Origin of the sequence: Pseudoduganella buxea (assembly GCF_009720835.1) — a bacterium.
GTDB lineage: Bacteria > Pseudomonadota > Gammaproteobacteria > Burkholderiales > Burkholderiaceae_D > Rugamonas > Rugamonas buxea.
The window spans coordinates 33,086-55,625 of the sequence record NZ_WNKZ01000018.1; the positions used below are offsets into that span (position 1 = coordinate 33,086).

General features: G+C 66.7%; 17 protein-coding genes. 6 read left to right on the forward strand and 11 right to left on the reverse strand.

From position 1 onward, the window contains the following. Nucleotides 1-40 precede the first annotated feature (40 nt). The 3 genes from egtD to GM672_RS08875 all read left to right on the forward strand — a co-directional run bounded on the left by egtD (nucleotide 41) and on the right by GM672_RS08875 (nucleotide 5,707). Nucleotides 41-1,042, forward strand: a complete 1,002-nt coding sequence (gene egtD / locus GM672_RS08865) for an L-histidine N(alpha)-methyltransferase (RefSeq protein ID WP_155470165.1) — start codon at nucleotides 41-43, stop codon at nucleotides 1,040-1,042. 10 nt (nucleotides 1,043-1,052) lie between these two features. Further along, entirely contained in the window at nucleotides 1,053-2,315 is a 1,263-nt protein-coding gene (gene egtB / locus GM672_RS08870; protein WP_155470166.1) for an ergothioneine biosynthesis protein EgtB, read from the forward strand. 899 nt (nucleotides 2,316-3,214) lie between these two features. Next, nucleotides 3,215-5,707, forward strand: a complete 2,493-nt coding sequence (locus GM672_RS08875; RefSeq protein ID WP_155470167.1) for a leucine--tRNA ligase — start codon at nucleotides 3,215-3,217, stop codon at nucleotides 5,705-5,707. A gap of 165 nt (nucleotides 5,708-5,872) precedes the next feature. On the opposite strand, the gene leuA is transcribed toward GM672_RS08875, so the two are convergent. The 3 genes from leuA to senB form a co-directional block, all read right to left on the reverse strand. Next, the gene (gene leuA, locus GM672_RS08880; protein WP_155470168.1) at nucleotides 5,873-7,576 is read right to left on the reverse strand and encodes a 2-isopropylmalate synthase; all 1,704 of its coding nucleotides are present in this window, start codon (nucleotides 7,574-7,576) and stop codon (nucleotides 5,873-5,875) included. A 529-nt stretch (nucleotides 7,577-8,105) separates the two neighbouring features. Next, the gene (selD, locus tag GM672_RS08885) at nucleotides 8,106-9,155 is read right to left on the reverse strand and encodes a selenide, water dikinase SelD (protein ID WP_155470169.1); all 1,050 of its coding nucleotides are present in this window, start codon (nucleotides 9,153-9,155) and stop codon (nucleotides 8,106-8,108) included. A gap of 15 nt (nucleotides 9,156-9,170) precedes the next feature. Further along, a complete protein-coding gene (senB, locus tag GM672_RS08890; RefSeq protein WP_155470170.1) occupies nucleotides 9,171-10,148 on the reverse strand; it encodes a selenoneine biosynthesis selenosugar synthase SenB in 978 nt (325 codons plus the stop codon). A gap of 39 nt (nucleotides 10,149-10,187) precedes the next feature. Here senB and senA point away from each other — a divergent pair, with 39 nt between their 5' ends. After that, complete coding sequence (gene senA / locus GM672_RS08895; protein WP_155470171.1) at nucleotides 10,188-11,390, forward strand: selenoneine synthase SenA; 1,203 nt, start codon at nucleotides 10,188-10,190, stop codon at nucleotides 11,388-11,390. Between the two features lie 91 nt (nucleotides 11,391-11,481). On the opposite strand, the gene GM672_RS08900 is transcribed toward senA, so the two are convergent. From GM672_RS08900 to GM672_RS08925, 6 genes are all read right to left on the reverse strand, one after another. Then, nucleotides 11,482-13,548: an alpha/beta hydrolase family protein gene (locus GM672_RS08900; protein ID WP_155470172.1), complete on the reverse strand. Its 2,067-nt coding sequence runs from the start codon at nucleotides 13,546-13,548 to the stop codon at nucleotides 11,482-11,484. A gap of 86 nt (nucleotides 13,549-13,634) precedes the next feature. Beyond that, nucleotides 13,635-14,732, reverse strand: a complete 1,098-nt coding sequence (locus GM672_RS08905; RefSeq protein ID WP_155470173.1) for a catalase family protein — start codon at nucleotides 14,730-14,732, stop codon at nucleotides 13,635-13,637. Between the two features lie 250 nt (nucleotides 14,733-14,982). Next, nucleotides 14,983-16,266, reverse strand: coding sequence for a Glu/Leu/Phe/Val family dehydrogenase (locus tag GM672_RS08910; RefSeq protein ID WP_155470174.1), 1,284 nt, complete (start codon nucleotides 16,264-16,266; stop codon nucleotides 14,983-14,985). 156 nt (nucleotides 16,267-16,422) lie between these two features. Continuing rightward, nucleotides 16,423-17,382: a LysR family transcriptional regulator gene (locus GM672_RS08915; RefSeq protein WP_155470175.1), complete on the reverse strand. Its 960-nt coding sequence runs from the start codon at nucleotides 17,380-17,382 to the stop codon at nucleotides 16,423-16,425. Nucleotides 17,383-17,406: 24 nt separating this feature from the next. Continuing rightward, entirely contained in the window at nucleotides 17,407-18,702 is a 1,296-nt protein-coding gene (locus tag GM672_RS08920; protein WP_155470176.1) for an MFS transporter, read from the reverse strand. Further along, entirely contained in the window at nucleotides 18,699-19,166 is a 468-nt protein-coding gene (locus GM672_RS08925; RefSeq protein WP_155470177.1) for a MarR family winged helix-turn-helix transcriptional regulator, read from the reverse strand. The genes GM672_RS08920 and GM672_RS08925 overlap by 4 nt, the downstream gene beginning before the upstream one ends. A 99-nt stretch (nucleotides 19,167-19,265) precedes the next feature. On the opposite strand from GM672_RS08925, the gene mepK reads away from it, so the two are divergent. Next, nucleotides 19,266-19,802, forward strand: a complete 537-nt coding sequence (gene mepK, locus GM672_RS08930; RefSeq protein ID WP_155470178.1) for a peptidoglycan L,D-endopeptidase MepK — start codon at nucleotides 19,266-19,268, stop codon at nucleotides 19,800-19,802. A 45-nt stretch (nucleotides 19,803-19,847) separates the two neighbouring features. Here mepK and GM672_RS08935 read toward each other — a convergent pair whose 3' ends face one another. Both GM672_RS08935 and GM672_RS08940 read right to left on the reverse strand, forming a co-directional pair. Further along, the gene (locus GM672_RS08935) at nucleotides 19,848-20,567 is read right to left on the reverse strand and encodes a M23 family metallopeptidase (protein WP_155470179.1); all 720 of its coding nucleotides are present in this window, start codon (nucleotides 20,565-20,567) and stop codon (nucleotides 19,848-19,850) included. A 15-nt stretch (nucleotides 20,568-20,582) separates the two neighbouring features. Next, the gene (locus GM672_RS08940) at nucleotides 20,583-21,611 is read right to left on the reverse strand and encodes a L,D-transpeptidase family protein (protein ID WP_155470180.1); all 1,029 of its coding nucleotides are present in this window, start codon (nucleotides 21,609-21,611) and stop codon (nucleotides 20,583-20,585) included. A gap of 255 nt (nucleotides 21,612-21,866) precedes the next feature. On the opposite strand from GM672_RS08940, the gene GM672_RS08945 reads away from it, so the two are divergent. Further along, the gene (locus GM672_RS08945; protein WP_155470181.1) at nucleotides 21,867-22,520 is read left to right on the forward strand and encodes a hypothetical protein; all 654 of its coding nucleotides are present in this window, start codon (nucleotides 21,867-21,869) and stop codon (nucleotides 22,518-22,520) included. Nucleotides 22,521-22,540: the final 20 nt, after the last annotated feature.

The following is a 22,540-nucleotide window of genomic DNA, read 5'->3' on the forward strand; positions in this document are numbered from 1 at the left end:
GTCGTTGATGCCAAAGCAAAAACCAGGAAAGAACAAGACCATGTCCATGACCCGAACAGCCGCGCTGCGCACCGTCGCGCCGGAGCGCGCCCCGGCGACGCACCGCACCGCCCATGGCGAACGCGCCACCATCGCCGACATTACCGCTGGCCTGCTGGCGCCGCAGGCGGCCACGTCGCCGAAATACCTGTATGACAGCCTCGGTTCGCGCCTGTTCGAGGCCATCTGCGAGCTGCCCGAGTATTATCCCACACGCACCGAGGCGTCGATTTTCGCCAGGCATGGCGCCGATATCGCGCGCCGCGTCGGCACGGGCAGCACCCTGATCGACCTGGGGGCCGGCAACTGCGCCAAGGCCGCCAGCCTGTTCCCGCTGCTGCAGCCAAAGCAATATGTGCCCATCGATATCTCGCGCGAGTTCCTGAACGAGGCGGTGGGCCGCCTGCAGCAGCGTTTCCCGCACATCGCCATGATGGCGCTGGCGCTGGACCTGGCCGGCCACTTCGCGCTGCCCGCCGGCGTCGAAGCGCAGCGGCGCGTGTTCTTCTACCCCGGCTCGTCGATCGGCAATTTCGCCCCGCACGAGGCCATCGCCTTCCTGCGCCGGGTGCGCGAGAATGCGTCGCACGATGGCGGCCTGCTGATCGGCGTGGACCTGATCAAGGACGCGGCCGTGCTGGACTCTGCCTACGACGACGCCATCGGCGTCACGGCTGCCTTCAACCTGAACATGCTGCGCCACCTGAACTACCTGCTCGGGGCCGACTTCGACGTGCGCCAGTGGCAGCACGTGGCCTTCTTCAATGCCGAGGAAAGCCGCGTCGAGATGCACCTGGAAGCGCGCACTTCGTTGACGGTGCAGTGGCAGGGCGGCGAGCGCCATTTCGCGCGCGGCGACCGAATCCATACGGAAGACAGCTACAAGTACACGCGCGAGAGCTTTGCCGACCTGCTGGCGCAAGCCGGCTTCACGGCCGACGGCAACTGGACCGACGACGCCGGCTGGTTCGCCGTGATGCACGCGCGCGCCGCCAGCGCCTAGGAGGGCCGCCATGCAGATGAACGACCCGGGCCTGTGGACGGCCCGCTTCCAGGCCGTGCGCCGCCACACCCTGGCGCTGGCGGCGCCCTTGTCGAGCGAGGACTGCGGCGCCCAGTCGATGCCGGACGCCAGCCCGGTCAAGTGGCACCTGGCCCATACCACGTGGTTCTTCGAGACCTTCATCCTGGCACCGATGGAACCCGGCTTTGCGCCGTTCCACCCGGCCTTCCGCGTGCTGTTCAATTCCTATTACAACGGCATCGGCGACAAGCACCCGCGTCCGCAGCGGGGCCTGCTGACGCGCCCGTCGCTGGACGAAGTGCGGGCCTACCGCGCCAACGTCGATGCCCGTATCGCCGCGCTGATCGGCGCAGTGCGGGAAGGGGCTGCGCGCGAACGCCTGGCGAGCCTGTTGACCCTGGGGCTGGAGCACGAGCAGCAGCACCAGGAACTGATCCTGACGGACGTCAAGCACCTGCTGGCGCAAAGCGCGCTGTGGCCGGCCTACCTGGACGAGCCGCCGGCACCGGCCTCCCCGGCACTGAGCCCGCAATGGCTGGCCTGCGCCGGCGGCCTGGCCACCATCGGCTACGACGGCGACGGCTTCTGCTTCGACAACGAGCTGCCGCGCCACCGCCAGTTCGTCGAGCCGTTCGAGCTGGCCTCGCAGCTGGTGACGAACGGCGACTACCTGGCCTTTATCGAAGCGGGCGGCTACGAGCAGGCCGCGCTATGGCTGGCCGAAGGGTGGGACTGGGTCAACGCCCAGGGTTTGCGCCAGCCGATCTACTGGCACCGGGGCGAGGACGGGCGCTGGTTCGAATTCACGCTGGCCGGCCTGCAGCCGCTCGATCCGGCACGCCCCGTGACGCACGTGTCGCTGTTCGAGGCGGACGCCTATGCCCACTGGGCCGGCGCGCGGCTGCCGACGGAAATCGAATGGGAGTGGGCCGCGCGCGAACACGGCGCCGTGCCGGGCACGCCGCCGTCGTTGCCGTTTCCCGGCGAGGCCCGGGAGGTGGAAGAGGAGGGCACCCTGCGGCAGATGTTCGGCCATTGCTGGCAATGGACCAGCAGCAGTTACGCGCCGTACCCGGGCTACCGCACGGCGCCCGGCGCCATCGGCGAATACAACGGCAAGTTCATGGTCAACCAGTATGTGCTGCGGGGCTCGTCCTGCGCCACCCCAGGCGGCCACGCGCGCGCCAGCTACCGCAACTTCTTCCCGGCCGGCGCGCGCTGGCAGTTCGCCGGCATCCGCCTGGCACGCTGACGCATCGTGCTGGTACGCGCGCTGGCCGGCAACTGCGCGGCTTTGCCGATATTCTCCAGGACAAATAGCTGCCGGAACGTGCCATATACACCGGGATGGTCAGGTCGGCGCCGTTCATTGGAATCGCGCAAATCGGCCGCGCGGGGCACGCGTGCTCCGGTCGTACCGGCCGATTTTGCCATTCTCCTGCCGCGTAAATCAAACGTGGCCATTGCTGACGGGGCACGTCGGATCCGGAAACTCGGCATTGGAATAGTAGCTCCCCGGCGTAATTCTGTTTCTTGGTCTCACAAGGTTCGGCACCAATATGCCGCAATCATTCGCGCCGAACGCTTTCTCCACCGGTTATAAATGTATCGGGAGCGGGAAAAAGGCCCGAATGAGGTGGGATCAAACCCGCCGGCCTGCCCATCGTATTTACTGAGCAAACCGAAATCGCCCAGGCGCGCGAAAGAGACCATATTTTCCGTGCGTTGGCACGAGGTGCTTGACCGGGTGGCGCTTTCCATGTCACTGGCAACGTCGACGTCCGCACACCGGACTGGCGCAGGTGTCGCCGTGGCTGCAGCAACCCGGACCCTTCGCCGGGAGAGCCTCGCCCGGCGCCCCGCCACGGCGCTGCTGCGCCGCAGACCAGCGAAAACGTGCCGGTCAGACAAGCTGAGCCTGGATGACAGTCAGCAAGGAATAGTGGGATGAAACCCGGCTCCGTCGTTGCGTGGAAATATATCCCACGGCCGCGCCAGGTACTATGCAGCCGACTTCGGGCAGTGCAGAATGTATATAGGGAATTGGTTCGCGCATCTCGCCCTCAGTCCTGATCTGAAAACATTTTCAACGGTGATTTATTCTGCGCGACAGCGAATTTATAACTATTATCCTGGAAGGTAGTTCGCCTTATGCATAGTGACCATGACCGGAGGTTCGAGCCGCATCGTTTTGAACGCAAGTGGCAACAGGAGTGGGAGCAAAAGAAAATCCACCGGGCTGACGGCAGCGGCGGCAAACCGACATGCTTTGTAATGGACATGTTCCCCTATCCGTCCGGCAGCTCGATGCACGTGGGGCATCCGCGCGGCTATGTGGCCACCGACGTCTACAGCCGCTTCAAGCGGATGCAGGGCTTCGATGTGCTCCATCCGATGGGCTGGGACGCGTTCGGCCTGCCGGCCGAGGAAACCGCCATCGCCAACAACGAACATCCGGCCGCGACGGTGGCGCGCAATATCGATAGATTCCGCGCGCAGTTGACGATGCTGGGGCTGGGCTACGACTGGTCGCGCGAGATCAACACGACGGACCCCGGCTACTACCGTCATACGCAGCAGATCTTCCTGGAGTTCTTCCGGCGCGGCCTGGCGCGCAACGACGTCGTGGCCGTGAACTGGTGCCCCGCCCTGGGTACCGTGCTGGCCAACGAGGATATCGTGGACGGCAAGAGCGAGCGGGGCGGCCATCCGGTGTTTCAAACTCCGATGCGCCAGTGGGTGCTGGCGATTACCGCGTATGCGGACCGCCTGCTCGACGACCTCGACCTGCTGCCGCAATGGCCCGACCGGGTGAAGAATGCCCAACGCAGCTGGATCGGCCGCAGCGAAGGGCACGAGCTGCGGTTCGCGACATCGGCGCAGGTAGCCGTCGACGTGTTCACGACCCGTATCGAAACGCTGTTTGGCGTCACCTTCCTCGCATTGGCGCCCGATGCCGAGCTGGCACGCAGCTTGAAGGCGTCCGCCAGCAACGAGGCTGAAGCGGACGCGTATATCGCACGCGCAGCCCAGGCCTCGGAACTGGACCGTCAGAGCGCGTCGTCCGGTGCGGTGCTCCTCGGCGGCGTGCACGCCATCCATCCGCTTACCAAGGCACGCCTTCCCGTCGTGATCGCCGATTATGTACTGGCGTCGTATGGCACCGGCGCGGTGATGGGGGTGCCGGCCCACGACGAGCGCGATGCCCAGCTGGCCCGCGCCCTCGACCTGCCGGTGCTCGCGGTCCTCGACGGCGACCTGTTGACCAATTCTGGAAGCTTCGACGGGCAGCCGGTGCAGCAGGCGCGGTCGGGCATCGCGGCGGCAGTGGCGGCGACAGGCCGGAAGCGATACAAGATCCGCGACTGGACATTCTCGCGGCAGCGCTTCTGGGGCGAACCGTTCCCCATCGTGTGGATCGCGGGGCGCGACAATTTCCATGCGGTGGCGCACGGCGAACTGGCGCAGTGGCTGCCGGAGCAGCCGATTTCCCACGTACTGGACGGCGTCGAGTACTTCGCCGTGCCCGTCCTTCCGGCCTACCTGGATGCGATGCGCCTGCCGGTCGTGGTGGCGTATCGGCCCACCGGAACGCTGGAGGGACCGTTGGCCGGCATCGACCAGTGGGTGAACGCCTTCATCGATCCGGCAACGGGGCAGGTCGACAATACGCCGGGGCACGCCGGCTGGATTCCCGTGCGCCGTGAAACCAATACGATGCCGCAGTGGGCCGGGTCATCGTGGTATTGGCTGCGGTACATGGACCCCGACAACGACACGGCGCCGTTCTCGCGCGAGGCGATGCGCCGTTGGGGGCAGGTGGACGTGTATGCAGGCGCCGATCACGCGGTCGCGCACCTGATCTATGCGCGGTTCTGGCACAAGGTGATGTACGACGCCGGCATGGTCGATTTCGCCGAGCCGTTCAAGCGCCTCGAATTCCTCGGCCATATCCTGGCCGCCGACGGCTCGAAAATCTCCAAGCGCAGCGGTAACAGCCGCAGCCCCGAGGAAGTGGTGCGCGAGGTCGGTGCCGATGCGTTCCGGCTCTACGAGATGTTCATCGGACCGTTCGAAAAAGCCATTCCATGGAGCGACGAAGGACTGACCGGGACGCGGCGCTTCCTTGAGCGTGTGTGGAGCGTGGCGCACCGGGTCATCGATGAAAACGCCCCCGCTTCGGCCACCGACGCCTTGAAGGCCTTGCATCGCACGGTCGACAAGGTGGGCGACGACATCGAGAAGTTCCGCTTCAATACCGCCGTGGCCACGCTGATGGGCTGTCTGAACGAAGTCCAGCACCGCACGCTGAGCGTGTCCGATTTCTCGCTGTTCCTTTTGTCGCTGGCGCCTTTCGCGCCCCATATGACGGAGGAAATCTGGTCGACCATCAGCCCGCGCGAGTCGATCCACCTGGCGCCTTGGCCACAGGCCGATGCCGCACTGCTTCAGGACGAGTTGATTACCCTGCCCGTGCAGGTGAACGGCAAGTTGCGTGGCAATGTGGTGGTGAAGCGGGACATCCCCGAGGCAGACCTGCGCACCGTGTCGTTGAACCATGCGGACGTCAGCACGTACGTCAGCGAGCACACGCTGAAGAAATTCATCTACGTGCCGGGGCGTATCGTCAATCTCGTTACGTGATGGCGTGGAAGCCAGGCGGGACATGCTGACGCGATACGGCGACCGGGTACGCGCAAGGCGCTCACTGGTCGCCGTTTCAGCGGGTGAGGCGGTGAGGAGCCGGATGTAGCGGCGCCCGCGGCAAGGCGTACTGGTCGTACGTCATGCCGCGGGCGCGGGTTCGCGTCAGGCGGTGGCGTCGGTGTCCAGTGCCGTGGCCTTCGCAGCCTCGCGTGCCTTCAATTGGCGGTTCACGGCCGACAGCACGGCCTTGAACGAGGCGGTGACGATATTGCTGTCGATGCCGGCGCCGAACAGGGTCGGGCCATTGTCCAGACGCAGTTCCACGTAGCAGGCGGCGCGGGCATTGGCGCCGTGGCCGATGGCGTGTTCGTGGTAGTCCATCAGCTTCACGTCCAGGCCCAGCGCGTCGACGAAGGCATCGATCGGGCCGTTGCCGCCGCCCTGCAGGGCCAGCGGCGCCTGGCGGTGCATCAGGCCGATATCGATCTGCACGGATTCGTCGGCGCTGCTGTCCTCGATCATCTTGTGCGACACGTAGGCATACGGCGACGTCTGGGCAAAATATTCCTTCTCGAAGATCTGATGGATGCCTTCGGACGTGATCTCCAGGCCTGTCTCGTCGGCCACGGCCTGCACGGCGCGCGAGAACTCGATCTGCAGGCGGCGCGGCAGCACCAGGCCATAGTCCTGCTCCAGCAGGTAGGCCATGCCGCCTTTGCCGGACTGGCTGTTCACGCGGATCACGGCGTCGTAGCTGCGGCCCAGGTCCTGCGGATCGATCGGCAGGTACGGAATCTCCCACAGCGCGTTCGGCTGCTGCTGGGCGAAGCCCTTCTTGATGGCATCCTGGTGCGAGCCGGAGAAGGCCGTGAAGACCAGGTCGCCCACATAGGGATGGCGCGGGTGCACGGGCAGCTGGTTGCATTCCTCGACGATCTTGCGCACGGAATCGATGTCCGAGAAGTCCAGGCCCGGATGCACGCCCTGCGTGTACAGGTTCAGTGCCAGGGTCACCAGGTCGACGTTGCCGGTGCGCTCGCCGTTACCGAACAGGCAGCCTTCGACCCGGTCGGCGCCCGCCATCACGGCCAGTTCGGCCGAGGCCACGGCGGTGCCGCGGTCGTTATGCGGGTGCACGCTGATGATGAGGCTGTCGCGGCGTTCCAGCTTGCGCGACATCCATTCGATCTGGTCGGCATACACGTTCGGCGTGCTGCACTCCACCGTGGAAGGCAGGTTGATGATCATTTTCTTCTGCGGCGTGGGCTGCCAGATGGCCGTGACGGCGTCGCAGATATGCTTGGAAAAGTCCAGTTCCGTCGTCGAGAACGATTCGGGCGTGTATTCGAAGCCCCAGTCCGTTTCCGGGTGCCTGGCGATCAGTTCCTTGACGAGGACGGTGCCGGTGGTGGCGATCTGCGTGATCTCCTCGCGCGACATGCCGAACACCACCTTGCGGAACACGGGCGCCACGGAGTTGTACAGGTGGACGATGGCTTTCTTCGCGCCGGCGGCGGCCTGCACGGTGCGGCGGATCAGCTCTTCACGCGACTGCGTCAGCACGATGATGGTGACGTCTACCGGGATGCGGTCTTCCTCGATCAGCCGGCGCACGAAATCGAAATCGGTCTGCGACGCGGAGGGGAAGCCCACTTCGATTTCCTTCAGGCCCGTCTTGATCAAGAGGTCGAAGAAACGCAGCTTCTTCTCGATGCTCATCGGCTCGATCAGGGCCTGGTTGCCGTCGCGCAGGTCGGTGCTCATCCAGATCGGCGGCTTGGTGATCGTGTTGTTCGGCCAGGTGCGGTCGGACAGCTGGACGGGTGGGAAGGCGCGGTATTTGGCTGCCGGGTTCTGCAACATCATGGTGTACTCCTGGAATCTTGTAAGGAAAAGCGGGAAGGCGCGGGCCGCGGCCGGCGCGTCATGTGGCGTCGGGCTGCCTGGTGGCCACGGGGCACTGGACCAGGCAACCGGTCGGTAGCGCCAGCGCTGGCGTGACAATGGCAATGGCGGCGGATGCGGCGAAGGGACGATGGATGGCCGTGATGAGCATCGGTGCAATCTTTCCTGTTTTTCGAGGCGGTGCGGCTTGTGGCCGGCTTGGGTACAGCGTGGTGCGGCGGCTGTCACGTGCGACGCGCTGAGGGTAAAACGAATCAGGCGCGTGCTAGTAGGCGCGTTGCCAGCGGTAGGCTGGCAAGCGATAGCAGGAAAGCAGATAGTTGCGGATGCGTGAACATGACTCCAATGTAAGAGAAGCCCTTGCACACTGTCAAGCTATTTCGTCCGGCAAAAGTTGCCAAAAAAATGGGGACAGACCCCATTTTTCGAGAAATATTGCTCAGAAAATGGGGTCTGTCCCCATTTTCGGGGAAATATTGCTCGCGGGCGGTCAGGCGTTCACTTGCACGCGCGCGTCGCCGGCGCTCATGTTGCCGATGACGGCGGCGGCTTCGAAGCCTTCCCGGGCGAACAGGGCGAGCACGTCGGCGACGGCAGCGGGGTCGCAGGAGACCAGCAGGCCGCCCGAGGTTTGCGGGTCCGTCAGCAAGGTGTGCTGGGCCGGCGTGACGGCCGGGTCCAGGGTGACATCCTTGCCATAGGCGTCCCAGTTGCGCCCCGACGCGCCCGTGAAGTAGCCGTCGTGGGCCAGCTGCTCGACGCCGGGCAGCAGGGGAATCTGGGCCATCGACAGGTTCGCCGTCAGCTTGGCGCCCCGCGCCAGTTCCAGCAGGTGGCCCAGGAGGCCGAAGCCGGTCACGTCCGTCATCGCGTGCACGCCGGCCAGGTCGGCCAGGGCCTTGCCCGGTTTATTGAGCTTGGTGGTGTTGGCGATCATGGCGGCATAGCCTTCGTCGCCCAGCACGTTCTTCTTCAGCGCGGCCGACAGCACGCCCACACCCAGCGGTTTGCCCAGCACCAGCACGTCGCCGGCGCGGGCGTCGGCGTTCTTCTTGATCTTCGACGGATGCACCAGGCCCAGCACGACCAGGCCGTAGATCGGTTCGACCGAGTCGATGGTGTGACCGCCCGCGATGGGAATGCCCGCCTCGGCGCAGATCGATTCGCCGCCCTTGATGATCTGGCCGATGGTTTCCAGCGGCAGCTTGTTGACGGGCATGCCGACCAGGGCCAGCGCCATGATGGGCGTGCCGCCCATGGCATACACGTCCGAGATGGCGTTGGTGGCGGCGATGCGGCCGAAGTCGAAGGGATCGTCGACGATGGGCATGAAGAAGTCCGTCGTGGCGATCAGGGCCTGCTCGTCGTTGAGCAGGTAGACGGCCGCGTCGTCGGCCGTCTCGATACCGACCAGCAGTTCCTTCGGCACGGGAAAGCCATGGGAATTCTTCAGGATTTCGGACAGGACGCCGGGGGCGATCTTGCAGCCGCAGCCGCCGCCGTGGGAAAAGGAAGTCAGTTTGATCGGTTCAGTACTCATGATGTCTTTCGAATATTACGTGCGGTGAATCAGCAGATTATCCACCAGTTCCAGCAATGCTGCCTGCTCGGTGGCCGGTGCGAACAGGGGCGCGCGCGTCGCGCACTGGCGCCGCAGCAGTGCGTGGAAGGCCGGATCGGCGATGCTGCGCTCGATCAGCCGGGCCAGTGCGGGCGCGTCGCCCAGGGGGAAATAGCCGGCATAGTCCCCGCCCAGCATGCCCCGGTTGCCGGAAACGTCGCTGGCCAGCACGGGTACGCCGCAGGTGACGGCTTCGATGATGACGTTGGCGCCGCCTTCCATGCGCGAGCAGATCGCCATCGCATGGCAGCGCCGCAGCCGTTGACGCGCCGTGGCACGGGGCAGGGCGCCCAGCCACCGGTAGCGCGGCACGTCGGCCTGCGTCGCCAGGGCCAGCTCGCCCAATGCCGGATCGAGGGCGCCGCCGATGTGCAGCAGCCGTGCGCGCGGCGCCGTCACGAGGGCGGCGGCCCGCATGAAGGTGGCCGGGTCCTTTTCGTCGCGCAGGTGGCCGACCATGACGACATCCGCATGGCGGCGCGGCGCGCTCCACGGCCGCAGCGCCGGCGCGGACTGGTGGATGACGCAGGCCTTGCCGTGCAGTTCAGCCGGCAGCTCGGCCAGGCCGGCGGCCTGCAACAGCACCAGCCGCGTCGCATGGCGCAGCGAAGCCTGCGCGGCGGGATCGTGGTGGATGTCGCGATACAGGTCGGTACCGGTCAGCAGCAGCACGGCGGGCCGGTCGGGGTAGGTGGCGCGAAAGGCGTCCAGCGAATCGGCCGAGCGGCGTGCGTGCAGCGCCACCAGCAGGTCGGGCGCCGGCCCGTTCCCATCGGGTCGCCATTGCCTGGCGATGGCAACGCGATAACGACCTCGCAGGAAGCGCGCCCAACGCGCCGCCGTCTGCCAGTTGCCGTTGTTGGCGTCGGCCAGGGCGGGACTGATAATGCACAGGTAGGGCCGGTTCGCCATCAAGCGGCTACAATCGTGGTCATTGCTACAAAGTGCCTTATGAATTCCATCACCGCCTCGTTCCGTTACGCCCGCACCCAGCAGCTTGCCGAAGCGCTGGAGAACGCGCGCCATTATACGCTCGGCCTGTTCGACGGCTATGCCGCCGCCGGCCTCGACAACCTGCGCAATGTGCCGTACCTGCCCGTCATCAACCCGCCCCTGTGGGAGCTGGGCCACACGGCCTGGTTCGCCGAATGGTTCGTGCTGCGCGAGGCGCTCTCCAGCCACCCGGCCGACGCCCAGTTCACGTCGATGCTGAGCAAGGGCGACGACTGGTTCGATTCGAACCTGGTGCCCCACCGCAGCCGCTGGAGCCTGGACCTGCCCAGCACGGGCGGCGTGAAGACCTACTGCCACGAAGTGCTGGACCGGGTGCTGGACAAGCTGGGGCGCGAGCCGAACACGGACGAGGCGCTGTATCCCTACCGCCTGGTGCTGGCCCACGAGGACATGCACGGCGAAGCCTTCCTGTACACCTTGCAGACCCTGGGCCTGCAGGCGCCGCCTCACCTGGCGCGCGACGAGCCGGCCCTGGTGGCGCCGGGCGAACTGGGTTTTCCTGGCGGGACCATCCAGATGGGCTGCGGCGAAGCGGCCGGCGGCTTCGTGTTCGATAACGAGAAGGGCGGCCACGCCGTATATGTGGCGCCGTTCCGCATGGATGGCGCCCTGGTGACGAACGCCCAGTATGCCGACTTCGTCGCCGACGGCGGCTACGACAAGCGCCAGTTCTGGAGCAATGCCGGCGCGGCCTGGCTGATGCGCCAGGAACGTTCGGCGCCGCGCTACTGGCACCGCGACGGCAGCCAGTGGCTGACGGTGCGCTTCGGCCAGCCGGCCACCCTGGCGCCGCACGAGCCGGTCCGCCACGTCAACCTGTACGAAGCGCAGGCCTATTGCGCGTGGGCCGAGCGGCGCCTGCCGACGGAAGCGGAGTGGGAGTACGCGGCGCAGTACGGCCACCCGGCGTTCCGCTGGGGGCAGCTGTGGGAATGGACGGCGTCGCCGTTCGAGCCCTATCCCGGTTTCGCGCCGGACCGCTACCGTGAATACTCGCAGCCGTGGTTCGGCAGCCACCAGGTGCTGCGGGGCGCGTCGAGCGCGACGCCGACGCGCCTGCGTTCGCCCAAGTTCCGTAACTTCTACATGCCTGAGCGGGACGATATCTTCTGCGGTTTTCGCACCTGCGCCTGGAAGTAAGCCAGGGCCCGCCATGGCCTGACGTGCACGACCGTCCTGGCGCAGCGGTAGAAAAAACGGCCGCGCAAGGCGGCCATCGTAGCTGGCGGATTTACTTCTTCAGGTGCTCATCCAGCCAGCCCAGCACCGTGTGGTGCCACAGGATCGAATTGGCCGGTTTCAGCACCCAGTGGTTCTCGTCCGGGAACACCAGGAGCTTGGATTTGATGCCTTGCCGCTGCAGGGCGCTGAAGGTGCCCAGGGCCTGCGCGGTGGGGATGCGGAAGTCCAGGTCGCCCTGGATCACCAGCATCGGCGTCTTCCAGTTCTTCACGTGGTGCACCGGGTTGAACTTCTCGTAGCCTTCCGGATTGTCGTAATAGGTGCCGCCGTTCTCCCACTCCGTGAACCACAGTTCCTCGGTCGAGTAGGCCATGCCGCGCTGGTCGAACACGCCGTCATGGTTGACGATGCACTTGAAGCCGTCGCTCCATTTGCCCTCGATCCAGTTCATCATGTAGCCGCCGTAGGACGCACCCAGCGCGCAGGCGTTGGCCGTGTCCAGCCATGGGAACTTCTCGCCGGCGGCGGCCAGGCCCTTCTTCAGGTCTTCCAGCGGCTTGCCGCCCCAATCGCCGCTGATCGAATCCGTGAAGGCCTGGCCGTAGCCGGTCGAGCCGTGGAAATCGATGAAGACGGTGGCGTAGCCGGCGCCGGCATACACCTGCGGGTTCCAGCGGTAGCTCCACGAATTGCCGAAGCTGCCCTGCGGGCCGCCGTGCACGAGGAAGGCCACCGGATACTTCTGGCCCGGCTGGGCGTTCCACGGCTTCATCACGTGGCCATATACCGTGTCGCCGTTGGCGCCCTTGAAGGAGAACTGCTCGTACTGGCCCATGCGCACGTCGGCCAGGCGGGCCGCGTTCAAGGTCGTCAGCGGTGCCGGCTTCTGCTCCGAGCTGGCGTTGGCCGGCAGCTTGTACAACTGGGCGCCGCCCGACAAGGTGGCGTGCGCGATCACGGTGGTGTCGCGGCGCGTGTCGAAGTCCGCCACGTAGCCCTGGCCCGTCAGCGCGGTGACCTTGCCGCTGGCTGCGTCCAGCGCGAACAGGCGGTGCTGGCCGACGTCGTCGGCATTGGCCAGCAAGGCGCGGCCGTCGGCGCGCCAGCGGTAGTCGGCGATGGAACGGTCCCAGCCCTCGGCCAGTACGCGCTTCCTGCCGCTGGCGACATCCTGCAGCACCAGGTGAAAGCGGTCCGCCTCGAAGCCGGGGCGCTTCATCGCCAGGTAGGCCAGGGTCTTGCCGTCCGGGGAAAACTGCGGCTTGGTGTCCCAGGCCGGATTGTCGCTGGTCAGGTTGCGCGGTGCGGCGCCGCCGGCGGCGGGCACGTCGTACAGGTCGAAGTTGGTCGACCATGCCTCCGTCCTGCCCGCCACGCGCACGGCAAAGACGACACGCTGGCCATCCGGGCTGAAAGTGTATTCGCCGCGGTCGCCGAAGGGCTTGGACGTGACGTCGCCGTCGAGCGTGCCGGACAGGCTGACCGGGTCCTTGCCGGCCTTGCCGGCAGCGTCGAGCGGCAAGGTGTACAGCACGTTGCGGCGGCCGTCGTTCCACGTATCCCAGTGGCGCACGAACAGCTGGTCGTATACCTTGCCGGTGGCCTTGTTCTTCTCCTGCTCGTCGCCGCGCTTCTTGCTGCAGGCCAGGTCGGCGCAGTCGCGGAACACGGCCAGCGTGACGGCGATGCGGTCGCCCTTGGGCGAGACGCGGAAGCTGTCCACGCCCAGCGGCAGGTCGGTGACGCGGCTCGCCTCGCCGCCATGGGCGGGCAGGCGCCACACCTGGCTGGAACCGGAGCGGCTGGACAGGAAGTAGATGGCGTCGCCGCTGGCCGACCATTCCGGATCGGCGGCGCTGGCGTCGTGCGACGTCAGCTGCTGGGGCACCGGCCTGGGGGCGCGCAGGTCGATCATCCACAGCTGCGTATTGCCGCGGTTCTTGTCCATGTTCGTGCTGCGCACCGTGTAGACGACGCGGGCCGCGTCGGGCGACAGCGAGGGGCTGCCGACGCGGTCCATGCTGGCGAGGTCTTCGACGGTCAGGCCGCGCGGCGCGGCGTTTGCACTGGTGGCCGCGGCAAGCGCGGCGCCTATTACCAGCAGGCGTAAGGTCATTCGGTTCTCCGGTCATGAATAGGACGACCGGCGCGCGCCGGTCAGGCGCGCATTTTAGCAAGCGGGCGCGGCGAGCGGCCGATTGTTCAGGGGCCGAACGGCACCTCGTCCAGCGACACCGGTTCGACGATGGGCGCGCCACGCCGCCGGGCCCGCAGCCGCGCCGACATTTCATAGGCCGCCTTGCGCACACGGTTGACGGCGCCCAGCGGACGGTGCACGGCCAGGCCATGCCACGGGCTGAAACTCATTCCTTCGTCGATGGCGGCGGACAGGGCCTCGCTCCAGCCTGCCTGCGGCGGCGCCACCAGGCGCGCCACCGGCATGAAGGGGCTGACGCTTTCCGGCCACTCGGCGGCGGCGTTCTCGATCGGCATTTCCTCGATATTCGTGCACAGCTGCACGCGCAGCTCCCACTCGCCGCCCTGCTGGGCAAAGTAGTCGCACACGGCCTGGCGCAGCGCATCGGGCGTGCCCTTGACGTCAACAGGTTCGCCGTGCAGCCGGGTCAGGCCGGTGGCGACGGGCGCCAGCGACACCTTCGCCATGTACGGCCCGAACAGGATGGCGGTCTGGCTGTAGTAGGTCTCGCCCAGCGGATTGGTGGCGGGGTGGCCGCCCATGCCCTTGAGCGCGGCGCTTTCGGTACCGGCTTTCTCCAGCAGGCCCTCGGCCTTGCGCAGCGCGGCGGACAGCACTTCCTTCAGCGCGGGCGCCTTGTCGGTGGTGGCAGCCAGCAGTTGCAGGCCGCCCAGGAAGGCTTTCGGGCCGGCGTTCAGGAAGGTGGTGCTGTTGACGAGCACGAAGTCCTGGGTGCTGTCGTTCTCGCTGCCGGGCAGGCGCTCGCCACGCACGCCGAGCACCTTCAGCGCCATGCCGCGCGGCGTGGAGACGCTGTCGGCCAGCACGTCGCCTGGCGTGGTCGACAGCCGCATGATGACGGGGTAGGTGCCGGGCTGGCCGAACAGGCCCTGCGCCAGGCTGCGCGGCAGGCCGGGCAGCACGCGAAGCTCACCCCGCAGCAGGCCGTGGCTCTTCGCGTGGACGCTGCGCAGGGGCTTGCCGCTGTCGCGGAACGTGGTGTCGGCGATGCCGTGCAAGGTGTCGAGCAGCTCGGACTGGGTATCGCCTTCGCCCTCTTCGGGAAACTCGAAGCGGGGGTCGTATTCGATGGGGACGTGCATGGCGCTTCCTTGGCTGGTCGAAGATGACTGATTGTCGATCAGGCAAGGCGGCGATGTCTGTGGGTTGGCCCACAATGCCGGCGCGTGGTCGCAAAAAAAAAGCGCGGCAGCGAGTTGCTCGCTGTCGCGCCCGTCTCCTCCGTGGTGGCCGCTCGGGGGCGGCCGCTCTTCTTCTGCGAGGAATCTGCCGAGGCTGTTCCGGAACCATCCGGGACAGTCCCCGAAAAGTCGGAACGGTTCCGGATTTTTCTTACGGGTACAGGCCCCGCACTTCACGCGCCTGCAGCACACGGGTGCAGGCCAGGATGAAGGTGGCGGTGCGCAGCGAGACTTTCTTGTCCTGGGCCACTTCCCACACGGCGTTGAACGCTTCCTGCATGATGCGGGTCAGGCGGGCGTTGATCTCTTCCTCGGACCAGAAGAAGCTGGAGAAGTCCTGCACCCATTCGAAGTACGACACGGTGACGCCGCCGGCGTTGGCCAGCACGTCCGGCACGATCAGGATGTCCTTCTCCATCAGGATGTCGTCCGCTTCCGGCGTGGTCGGGCCGTTGGCGCCTTCCAGGATGATCTTGGTGCGGATCGTCGGCGCGTTCTCGGCCGTGATCTGCTGTTCCAGCGCGGCCGGGATCAGGATGTCCGATTCGATGCCCCAGAAGGCGTCGCGGTCGAGGAAGGCCTCGGCGCCGGGGAAACCCTTGACGCCGCCCGCTTCGGCCACGTGCTTGTGCAGCAGCGCCACGTCCAGGCCGCCCTGGTGCACCACGGTGCCCGTGTGGTCCTGCACGGCGATGACTTTCGAACCCGCGTCGGCGAACATCGTCGCGGCCACGCCGCCGACGTTGCCGAAGCCCTGGATGGCGACACGGGCGCCGGCAATGGCCACGCCGCGCTTGGCGGCCGCTTCACGGCCGACGACGAACACGCCGCGGCCGGTGGCTTCGCGCCGGCCCAGCGAGCCGCCCAGCGAGATGGGCTTGCCCGTCACGACGCCGGTCGACAGGTTCCCTTCGATCATGGCGTACGAGTCCATCATCCACGCCATCACCTGTTCGTTGGTGTTCACGTCCGGCGCCGGGATGTCCTTGGTGGGGCCGATGATCAGGCTGATTTCGCTCGTGTAGCGGCGCGTCAGGCGCTGCAGCTCGCCTTTCGACAAGGTCTTCGGGTCGACGCGGATGCCGCCCTTGGCGCCGCCGTAGGGCACGTTGACGGCGGCGTTCTTCACCGTCATCCATGCCGACAGGGCCATCACTTCGGACAAGGTCACGTCCTGGTGGAAGCGCACGCCGCCCTTGCCCGGGCCGCGCGACATATTGTGCTGCACGCGGTAACCCTCGAAGTGGGCGATCGAGCCGTCGTCGCGCTCGATCGGCACGTCGACCGTCAGGATGCGCTTCGGACGCTTCAGGGTTTCCACCCAGCGCGACAGGGCGCCCAGGTGCGGGGTGACGCGGTCGATCTGCTGCAGGTACTGGCCCCATGGACCGAGATCGTCGGCGTTCAGGTAGGAGGGCAGGGCGTGATTGATCATGTGATGGCTCCGGGATTCGGGGTTCGAATGGTCTGCTCGCATGCACCTCGATACGGTGCGCGGCAACGGAGCGAATCTTATGGCGGCGGGCCGTTTGCCGGCCAATGCCGCTTGCGCATCCAGCCATGCAAAAAACGCATAACGTGGATTCTGGTGTCAGCGCTCGGACGCCGGCACGCGCCGTTTCGACGCCCGCGGCTGCAAGCGCTCTGCCAGGAACTCCCACAACTGCGCGACGATCGGCTTGCCGGGCCTGGCCGCCGACGGCCGCTCGCGGTACAGGCGGATGTCCATCTCGATTTCCCACTGGCCGCCTTCGTCGGCCCGCGCCAGCTGCTTCGTCTTGACCTCGCGCGTGACGGCCGATTCGGGCAGGAAGGCGATGCCCCGGCCTTCCAGCGCCATCATCTTCAGGCCCTCGGCCATGTCCGTCTCGTAGCGCTTGTCCAGGTGCAGGGCCGGCCTGGCGTCCGCCAGGATCAGGTCGACCATGCGGCCCAGGTAGGCATTGGTGGTGTACGACAGGAAGGGCAGCGGCGCGTTCTTGCGGCCGGGCAGGCGGAAGGCCGGTTCCCTGGCCTTGTCGCAGCGCGCATAGGCGCGCAGCGCCTCGCGGCCCATCACCAGCATGTCGTAGCGGCCCGGGTCCAGCTGCACGGGCTGGCGCGGATGGTGGTAGCACAGCAGCAGGTCGCAGCCGCCGTCGACCAGCTGCAGCACGGCGTCGTGCACGTTCAGCGCCATCAGGCGGCTGTTGATGGTGCCGAATTCCCCTTCCAGCCCCGTGATCCACTTCGGCACGAAGGTCAGCGACAAGGTGTGCGGTACGGCCAGGTCGATGGTGGTGCGGGCCGCCGCCCGCTTGTGCCGCAGCAGCTCGCGCACGCCGTTGATCTGGCCCAGCATTTCCAGCGCCTGCTCGTAGAACACGAGGCCCGCCGGTGTCAGGCGGGTGGGGAAGGTGGTGCGATCGACCAGGTCCGTGCCCAGCCAGTTTTCCAGCGACTGGATGCGGCGCGAGAAGGCCGGCTGGGTGACGTGGCGCAGCTGCGCGGAGCGGCTGAAATTATTCGTCTCCACCAGTGAAATGAAGTCTTCCAGCCATTTCGTTTCCATGCTTGCCCTACCTGCTCGAGATTGTCAGGGCGTCATTCTAGCGCTGCCGGCACGGTCGGCGCCATCGGCACCATCGGCGCCGATGGCGCGCATCGGCGTCAGGGTCCACGCCAGCACGGCGCAGCAGACCAGCATGGCGCCACTGGCCGCGAACAGCTGCGGCAAACTGGCATGCTGCAGCACCCAGCCCGTGCCCGCCGCCGACAGGGGCGCCAGGCCCATGAAGATGAACAGGAAAATGCTCATGGCCCGCCCCAGCATCGGCGCCGGAACGCGCTTGCGGATCCACGTGAAGATCGCCACCTGCAGGTAGCCGCCCAGGATGCCCAGCGCCAGCAGCAGCACGGCGCCTTGCCAGGCCGCGCCAATCGTGCCGAGTGGGGCCAGCAGCATGCCGGCCACGGCGTCGCCCACCAGCAGCATGGCGCCGAACGGCAGCACCGCCAGCCTGGGCAGCAGCGCAGCGACGGCCATGCCCAGCAAGGTGCCGGCGCCGTGGGCGCCCAGCAGCAGCGCGTAGGCCGGTGCGCTGCGCAGCGTTTCGCTGGCCAGCAGCGGCAGCGCCACCTGCATCGAGCCGCCCACGAAGAACGACACCAGGCCCCAGTACAGGAAGCAGGTGCGCAGCGGCACGTCGCGCCACACCATCGCCAGGCCCGCGCCGACGGCGCGCAGCACGGATTGCCCCTCTGGTGCGGCCTGCGCGGGCAGCGGCTTGACGCGCGCCAGGGTCCACGCCGACAGCAGGAAGCTGGCGCAGTCGACGGCGAAGGCCAGCGCCAGCGCACGCGTGTCGGCCTTGCCTGCGCCGCCGGAGAAAGCCAGCAGCGCCGCCGCCAGCAAGGGGCCGGCCAGCAGCGACAGCTGGCGCAGGCCCATCATCATGCCGTTGGCACCTTGCAGCAGCGGTGCCGGCACGGCGCGCGGCAGGATCGACGTGGCAGCCGGGATGGCGAAGGCCTGGGCCAGCCCTATGGCCAGCGCAAGCGCGTACAGCACGGGGAGCGTGGCCTGGCCGCGCCACGTCATCACGGCGAGAACGCCCAGCAGCACGGCGCTGGCGTATTTGGTCAGCAGCAGCACCAGCCGGGGCGAGTGGCGATCGACCAGCGCGCCGCCGACCAGCATGAACAGGGCCCGTGGCACGCTCATCAGGGCGATGACGAGGCCCAGCGCCAGCGCGTCGCCCGTTACGTCCAGCACCAGCCACGGCAGGGCGATCAGGGTGAACTGGTCGCCCAGCAGCGACAAGGTACTGCCCCCCATCAGCCACCGCAGGTTGGTGTCGCGCCACAAGGCAGCGCGCGGCGCGGCGCTCATGCACCCGGTCCGACGATATTGCCCAGCACACCCGTCAGCGCTTCGAGCTGGTCGGCCGGCGCATGGCGCAGCAGTTCGGCGCACGTCTCGCGCGCCGTCAGCAGGGCGTGGTCAAACAGGTTGTGGCCGGCCGGCGTGATGGCGGCAAAGCCGACCCTGGCGTCGCGCTCGTCGGCCATGCGCGCAACCAGGCCCGTCTTCTCCAGTGGCAGCAGGGTGCGCGTGACCCCGGATGCCGTCAGTCCCTGGCGCTCGGCCAGGTCGACCCGGCGCAAGCGGCCGCCCGGCGCCTTCGACAAGTGATGCAGCAGCATGAAGTCGCCGAATGACAGGCCGTGGTGGCCGCCCAGCACGGTGTCCAGGCGGCGCACGACCGTGGCCTGCGCCCGCGCCAGCCGCAGGCAGAAGGCCAGGGCGGCATCGCCCGCCAGGGTGCCATTATCGGTGTTGAATTCTGGATTCATGATTTGTCCTTGAAAAGTACTTGAGTGCGCAAGTATATGTGAAAGAATTTCCACGCGCCACAAAAACATCGCTGGCGCGACAGGCGTATGATGAAGCCCATGGACAATCGCAGATCATTCCTCAAGAAATCCGTGGCCGTGGCATCCGCCTTGAGCATGCCGGCCCTGGCGCGGGCCGCCGTGGCGGCGCCGCATGAACGCAGCCTGCGTTTCTACAACACGCATACAGGCGAGACCCTGCGCACGATGTTCTGGGCCGAAGGCCAGTTCATTCCGGAAGCGCTGCAGGACATCAATAAATTGCTGCGCGATCATCGCAGCAATACCATTGCCACCATCGACCCGGGCCTGCTGCTCCTCGTCAACAAGGTCAGCGCCCAGTTCGGGAGCAACAATATCATCCACATCATTTCGGGTTATCGCTCGCCGGAAACGAACCAGAAGCTCGCTGCTGCCAGTGGCGGCGTCGCCAGGCACAGCATGCACCTGGAAGGCAAGGCCATCGACCTGCGCATTCCCGGGGTCGACCTGAAGCAGGTGCACAAGGCCGCGCTGGGCATCAAGGGCGGCGGCGTGGGCTATTACCACGACTCCCAGTTTGTCCACATGGACACGGGGCGCCTGCGCCACTGGTAAACGCACAAAGGGGCTTCGCCCCCTTTGTTTTACGTGCCGGCCTGCCTACCTGGCCGTCGTTTCGGTCAGGTAAGGATATGGATTGACGGGCGTGCCCTGCCACCATTTCTTGTCGGCGGCCAGTTCGAAGATGGCGAAGTGCAGGTGCGGCGTGGCCGGATCGGCATTGCCGCTGACGCCCACATAGCCCACCATCTGGCCACGACGCAAGGTCTGGCCTTCCTTCAGGTCCGCCGCGTAGCTGTCCAGGTGCGCATAGTAATACGCGTATTTCTCCGACGGGTCGAACTGGTAGACGGTCAAGCCGCCTGCCTTGCTGTTGAACAGCTTGACGATCTTGCCGTCCGCCACGGCCAGCACGGGGGTGCCTTTCGGTGCGACGATATCCAGGGCCTCATGGCGGCGCTCGGTACCCCGCGCCTGGTTGAACGTGTCCGTCAGTTCCTTCGCGCTGACACCGGCCACGGGCAGTAATAGCGGGCCCAGCGCCGGCTTGACGTTCATGTCCACCGTTGCCGGTGCCGGCGAGACCGGTACGGGCGGCGTCACTTCCGGCAGATCGGCGGCGGGCAGTGCCACGCCGGCTGCCGGTGGCGTCGCGGCAGCGGGCGGTGGCGTCGCGGGGGCAGCGGGGGCGGCCGGGGCCGGCGTCACGGCAGGGCCCGGCAAGGGCGTGCCCGCGCTGCTGACATCGCGTCCCAGGTACAGCACCGTCCCGACGACGCCCAGTACGGCGCCGAACAACAAGGTCAACAGCCATTTCATCGCGTTCTCCCCGGATCAGTCTTGCAGGATGACCGGGAAACCCGGCTTGACGACGTCGGCCACCTTGGCCGCGTCCCAGTTGGTCAGGCGGATGCAGCCGTGCGACTCCGTCTTGCCGATGCTGCCCGGCTCGGGCGTGCCGTGGATGCCGTAATGGTCTTTCGACAGGTCGATCCACACGACGCCGACGGGGTTGTTCGGCCCCGGCTTGATCTTCGTTTTCGTGTCGCCCGGCTTGGCATCCCAGAACAGCTTCGGGTTGTAGTTATAGTCGGGATTGCGGCCCACACCGTTGATCTTCCATTCGCCGATGGGCAGGGGATCGTGTTCGCTGCCCGTGCTGGCGGGGAACTGGGCGACCACCTTGCCGTCCGCATCCACCAGCGACAGGGTGCGGTCCGAGTCGTCGACCACCAGCCTGCTCGCCGCTGGCATGGGGCCGGCCGCGTGCACATTCGGCACGAGGATGTGCTCGCCCGCGCGGGCAAAATCCTTGCCCGGATTGAGTGCTTTCAACAGGGCCGGGCTGGCGTGAAACCGTTCGCCCAGCGCTTCCTCGATGCTGGCGAAGCCCAGCGCGGCCAGCTTCGCCTTCTCGCCCATCGATTCGGGCACCTTCACATACGGGCCCTGGGCGTCGGCATCCGTGATGGTGTAGGTGGCAATGACCGGTTGCCGGTCGTCCAGCGCGTCCAGGGTGGCCTGGTCCAGCTTGCCGGTAACGGGCAGGCCGCGCGACTTCTGGAAGCCAGCCAGCGCGTGTTTCATATTGCTGCCGTAGGCGCCGTCGATCTGTCCGGCCGAGAAATGGGCACGATCCAGGAGCACCTGGGCGCGCAGCTCGGGCGAATCCTGCGTGCGCGCAGGCGCTTGTGCGACCGGGGCGGCCGTGGCCGTGGCGGGCGCTGGCGTGACAGGTGCCGGCGGCGCCTGCGGCGCGACTGCCGGCGTGGCGGGACGGGCCGCCTGCTGCGGGGTTGCGGTCTGCGCGGCGGCCTGCACCAGTGGCGCGGCGAGGAGGAGGGTGAGCAAGGTCTTTTTCATGGGTGCATTGTGCCTTGCGTTGACGGGAGACTCTGTACGTCAGCGTACACAAGCGCGGGGCGTCCGGGCCTGCTTCGCCTTGTCAGCAGGCATGTTCACACCACCGTCGGGCTTCCTTACAAGCGAGTCCATTAATGGCAGCACGCCGCAGCCCAGTGCCGCTCGCCGCAGGGGAAATCCGGGTTGGTACGAGCTTTGCGTTCAGTGTTGGCCGATACCGTCTCCAACGGGTCAACCATCTGGGAGGGCTGAGCAATGAAACACATCCTTCGTGCGGCCGCGCTCGTCGGCGCACTGCTGGCGTCGGGCGCGCAAGCGGTTCCGTTCCACTACAACTTCTATGGCACCGTCCAGCAGGCGACGTTCGATCCGGCCAGTCCCTTCCGGGTCACGCCAGGGCCCGGGACCGCCCTGATAGGACGGGTTTTCTTCGATACCGAGGCACCCGACCTGGCGCCGGACGATCCAAGCGTCGGCGTGTATGGCCGTACCGACGGTGCGCCGTTCTTCTTGCAGCTCGAGCTCTACCCCGACAGTACGCCGCTGGTTTTCGTCTTCAACGACTACCGTATCGGCGTCGTCGACGGACCGGTGCGCGACCAGTACACCTTGCACGGCGAAGCCGGCAATCCGGACGGCCTGAATTCCTATGCGATGTTCGACATGCAGCTGGACTACCCGGGCTCGCTGTTCCGCAGCGATGCGCTGCCGGCCATCCCTCCCGACCTTTTCTACCGCTACCCGCACACCTTCATGCTGACCGGTGCCGTCAACCGCGGTGGCCAGCTTTACCAGTACGAGGTGGCCGGCATCGTGTACCAGGTGCCGGCACCGGCAACGGACTGTTTGCTGCTGGCCGGTTGCGGCGCCGGCGTCGCGGTCTGGTCGCGGCGGCGCCGCGCATCCTGATTTTTCCACCATGAACAGCA

Bases quoted from the DNA above. Each gene is read 5' to 3' on its own strand.
- egtD (WP_155470165.1), top strand. From the start codon at position 41: ATGTCCATGACCCGAACAGCCGCGCTGCGCACCGTCGCGCCGGAGCGC.
- egtB (WP_155470166.1), top strand. From the start codon at position 1,053: ATGCAGATGAACGACCCGGGCCTGTGGACGGCCCGCTTCCAGGCCGTG.
- GM672_RS08875 (WP_155470167.1), top strand. From the start codon at position 3,215: ATGCATAGTGACCATGACCGGAGGTTCGAGCCGCATCGTTTTGAACGC.
- leuA (WP_155470168.1), bottom strand. From the start codon at position 7,576: ATGATGTTGCAGAACCCGGCAGCCAAATACCGCGCCTTCCCACCCGTC.
- selD (WP_155470169.1), bottom strand. From the start codon at position 9,155: ATGAGTACTGAACCGATCAAACTGACTTCCTTTTCCCACGGCGGCGGC.
- senB (WP_155470170.1), bottom strand. From the start codon at position 10,148: ATGGCGAACCGGCCCTACCTGTGCATTATCAGTCCCGCCCTGGCCGAC.
- senA (WP_155470171.1), top strand. From the start codon at position 10,188: ATGAATTCCATCACCGCCTCGTTCCGTTACGCCCGCACCCAGCAGCTT.
- GM672_RS08900 (WP_155470172.1), bottom strand. From the start codon at position 13,548: ATGACCTTACGCCTGCTGGTAATAGGCGCCGCGCTTGCCGCGGCCACC.
- GM672_RS08905 (WP_155470173.1), bottom strand. From the start codon at position 14,732: ATGCACGTCCCCATCGAATACGACCCCCGCTTCGAGTTTCCCGAAGAG.
- GM672_RS08910 (WP_155470174.1), bottom strand. From the start codon at position 16,266: ATGATCAATCACGCCCTGCCCTCCTACCTGAACGCCGACGATCTCGGT.
- GM672_RS08915 (WP_155470175.1), bottom strand. From the start codon at position 17,382: ATGGAAACGAAATGGCTGGAAGACTTCATTTCACTGGTGGAGACGAAT.
- GM672_RS08920 (WP_155470176.1), bottom strand. From the start codon at position 18,702: ATGAGCGCCGCGCCGCGCGCTGCCTTGTGGCGCGACACCAACCTGCGG.
- GM672_RS08925 (WP_155470177.1), bottom strand. From the start codon at position 19,166: ATGAATCCAGAATTCAACACCGATAATGGCACCCTGGCGGGCGATGCC.
- mepK (WP_155470178.1), top strand. From the start codon at position 19,266: ATGGACAATCGCAGATCATTCCTCAAGAAATCCGTGGCCGTGGCATCC.
- GM672_RS08935 (WP_155470179.1), bottom strand. From the start codon at position 20,567: ATGAAATGGCTGTTGACCTTGTTGTTCGGCGCCGTACTGGGCGTCGTC.
- GM672_RS08940 (WP_155470180.1), bottom strand. From the start codon at position 21,611: ATGAAAAAGACCTTGCTCACCCTCCTCCTCGCCGCGCCACTGGTGCAG.
- GM672_RS08945 (WP_155470181.1), top strand. From the start codon at position 21,867: ATGAAACACATCCTTCGTGCGGCCGCGCTCGTCGGCGCACTGCTGGCG.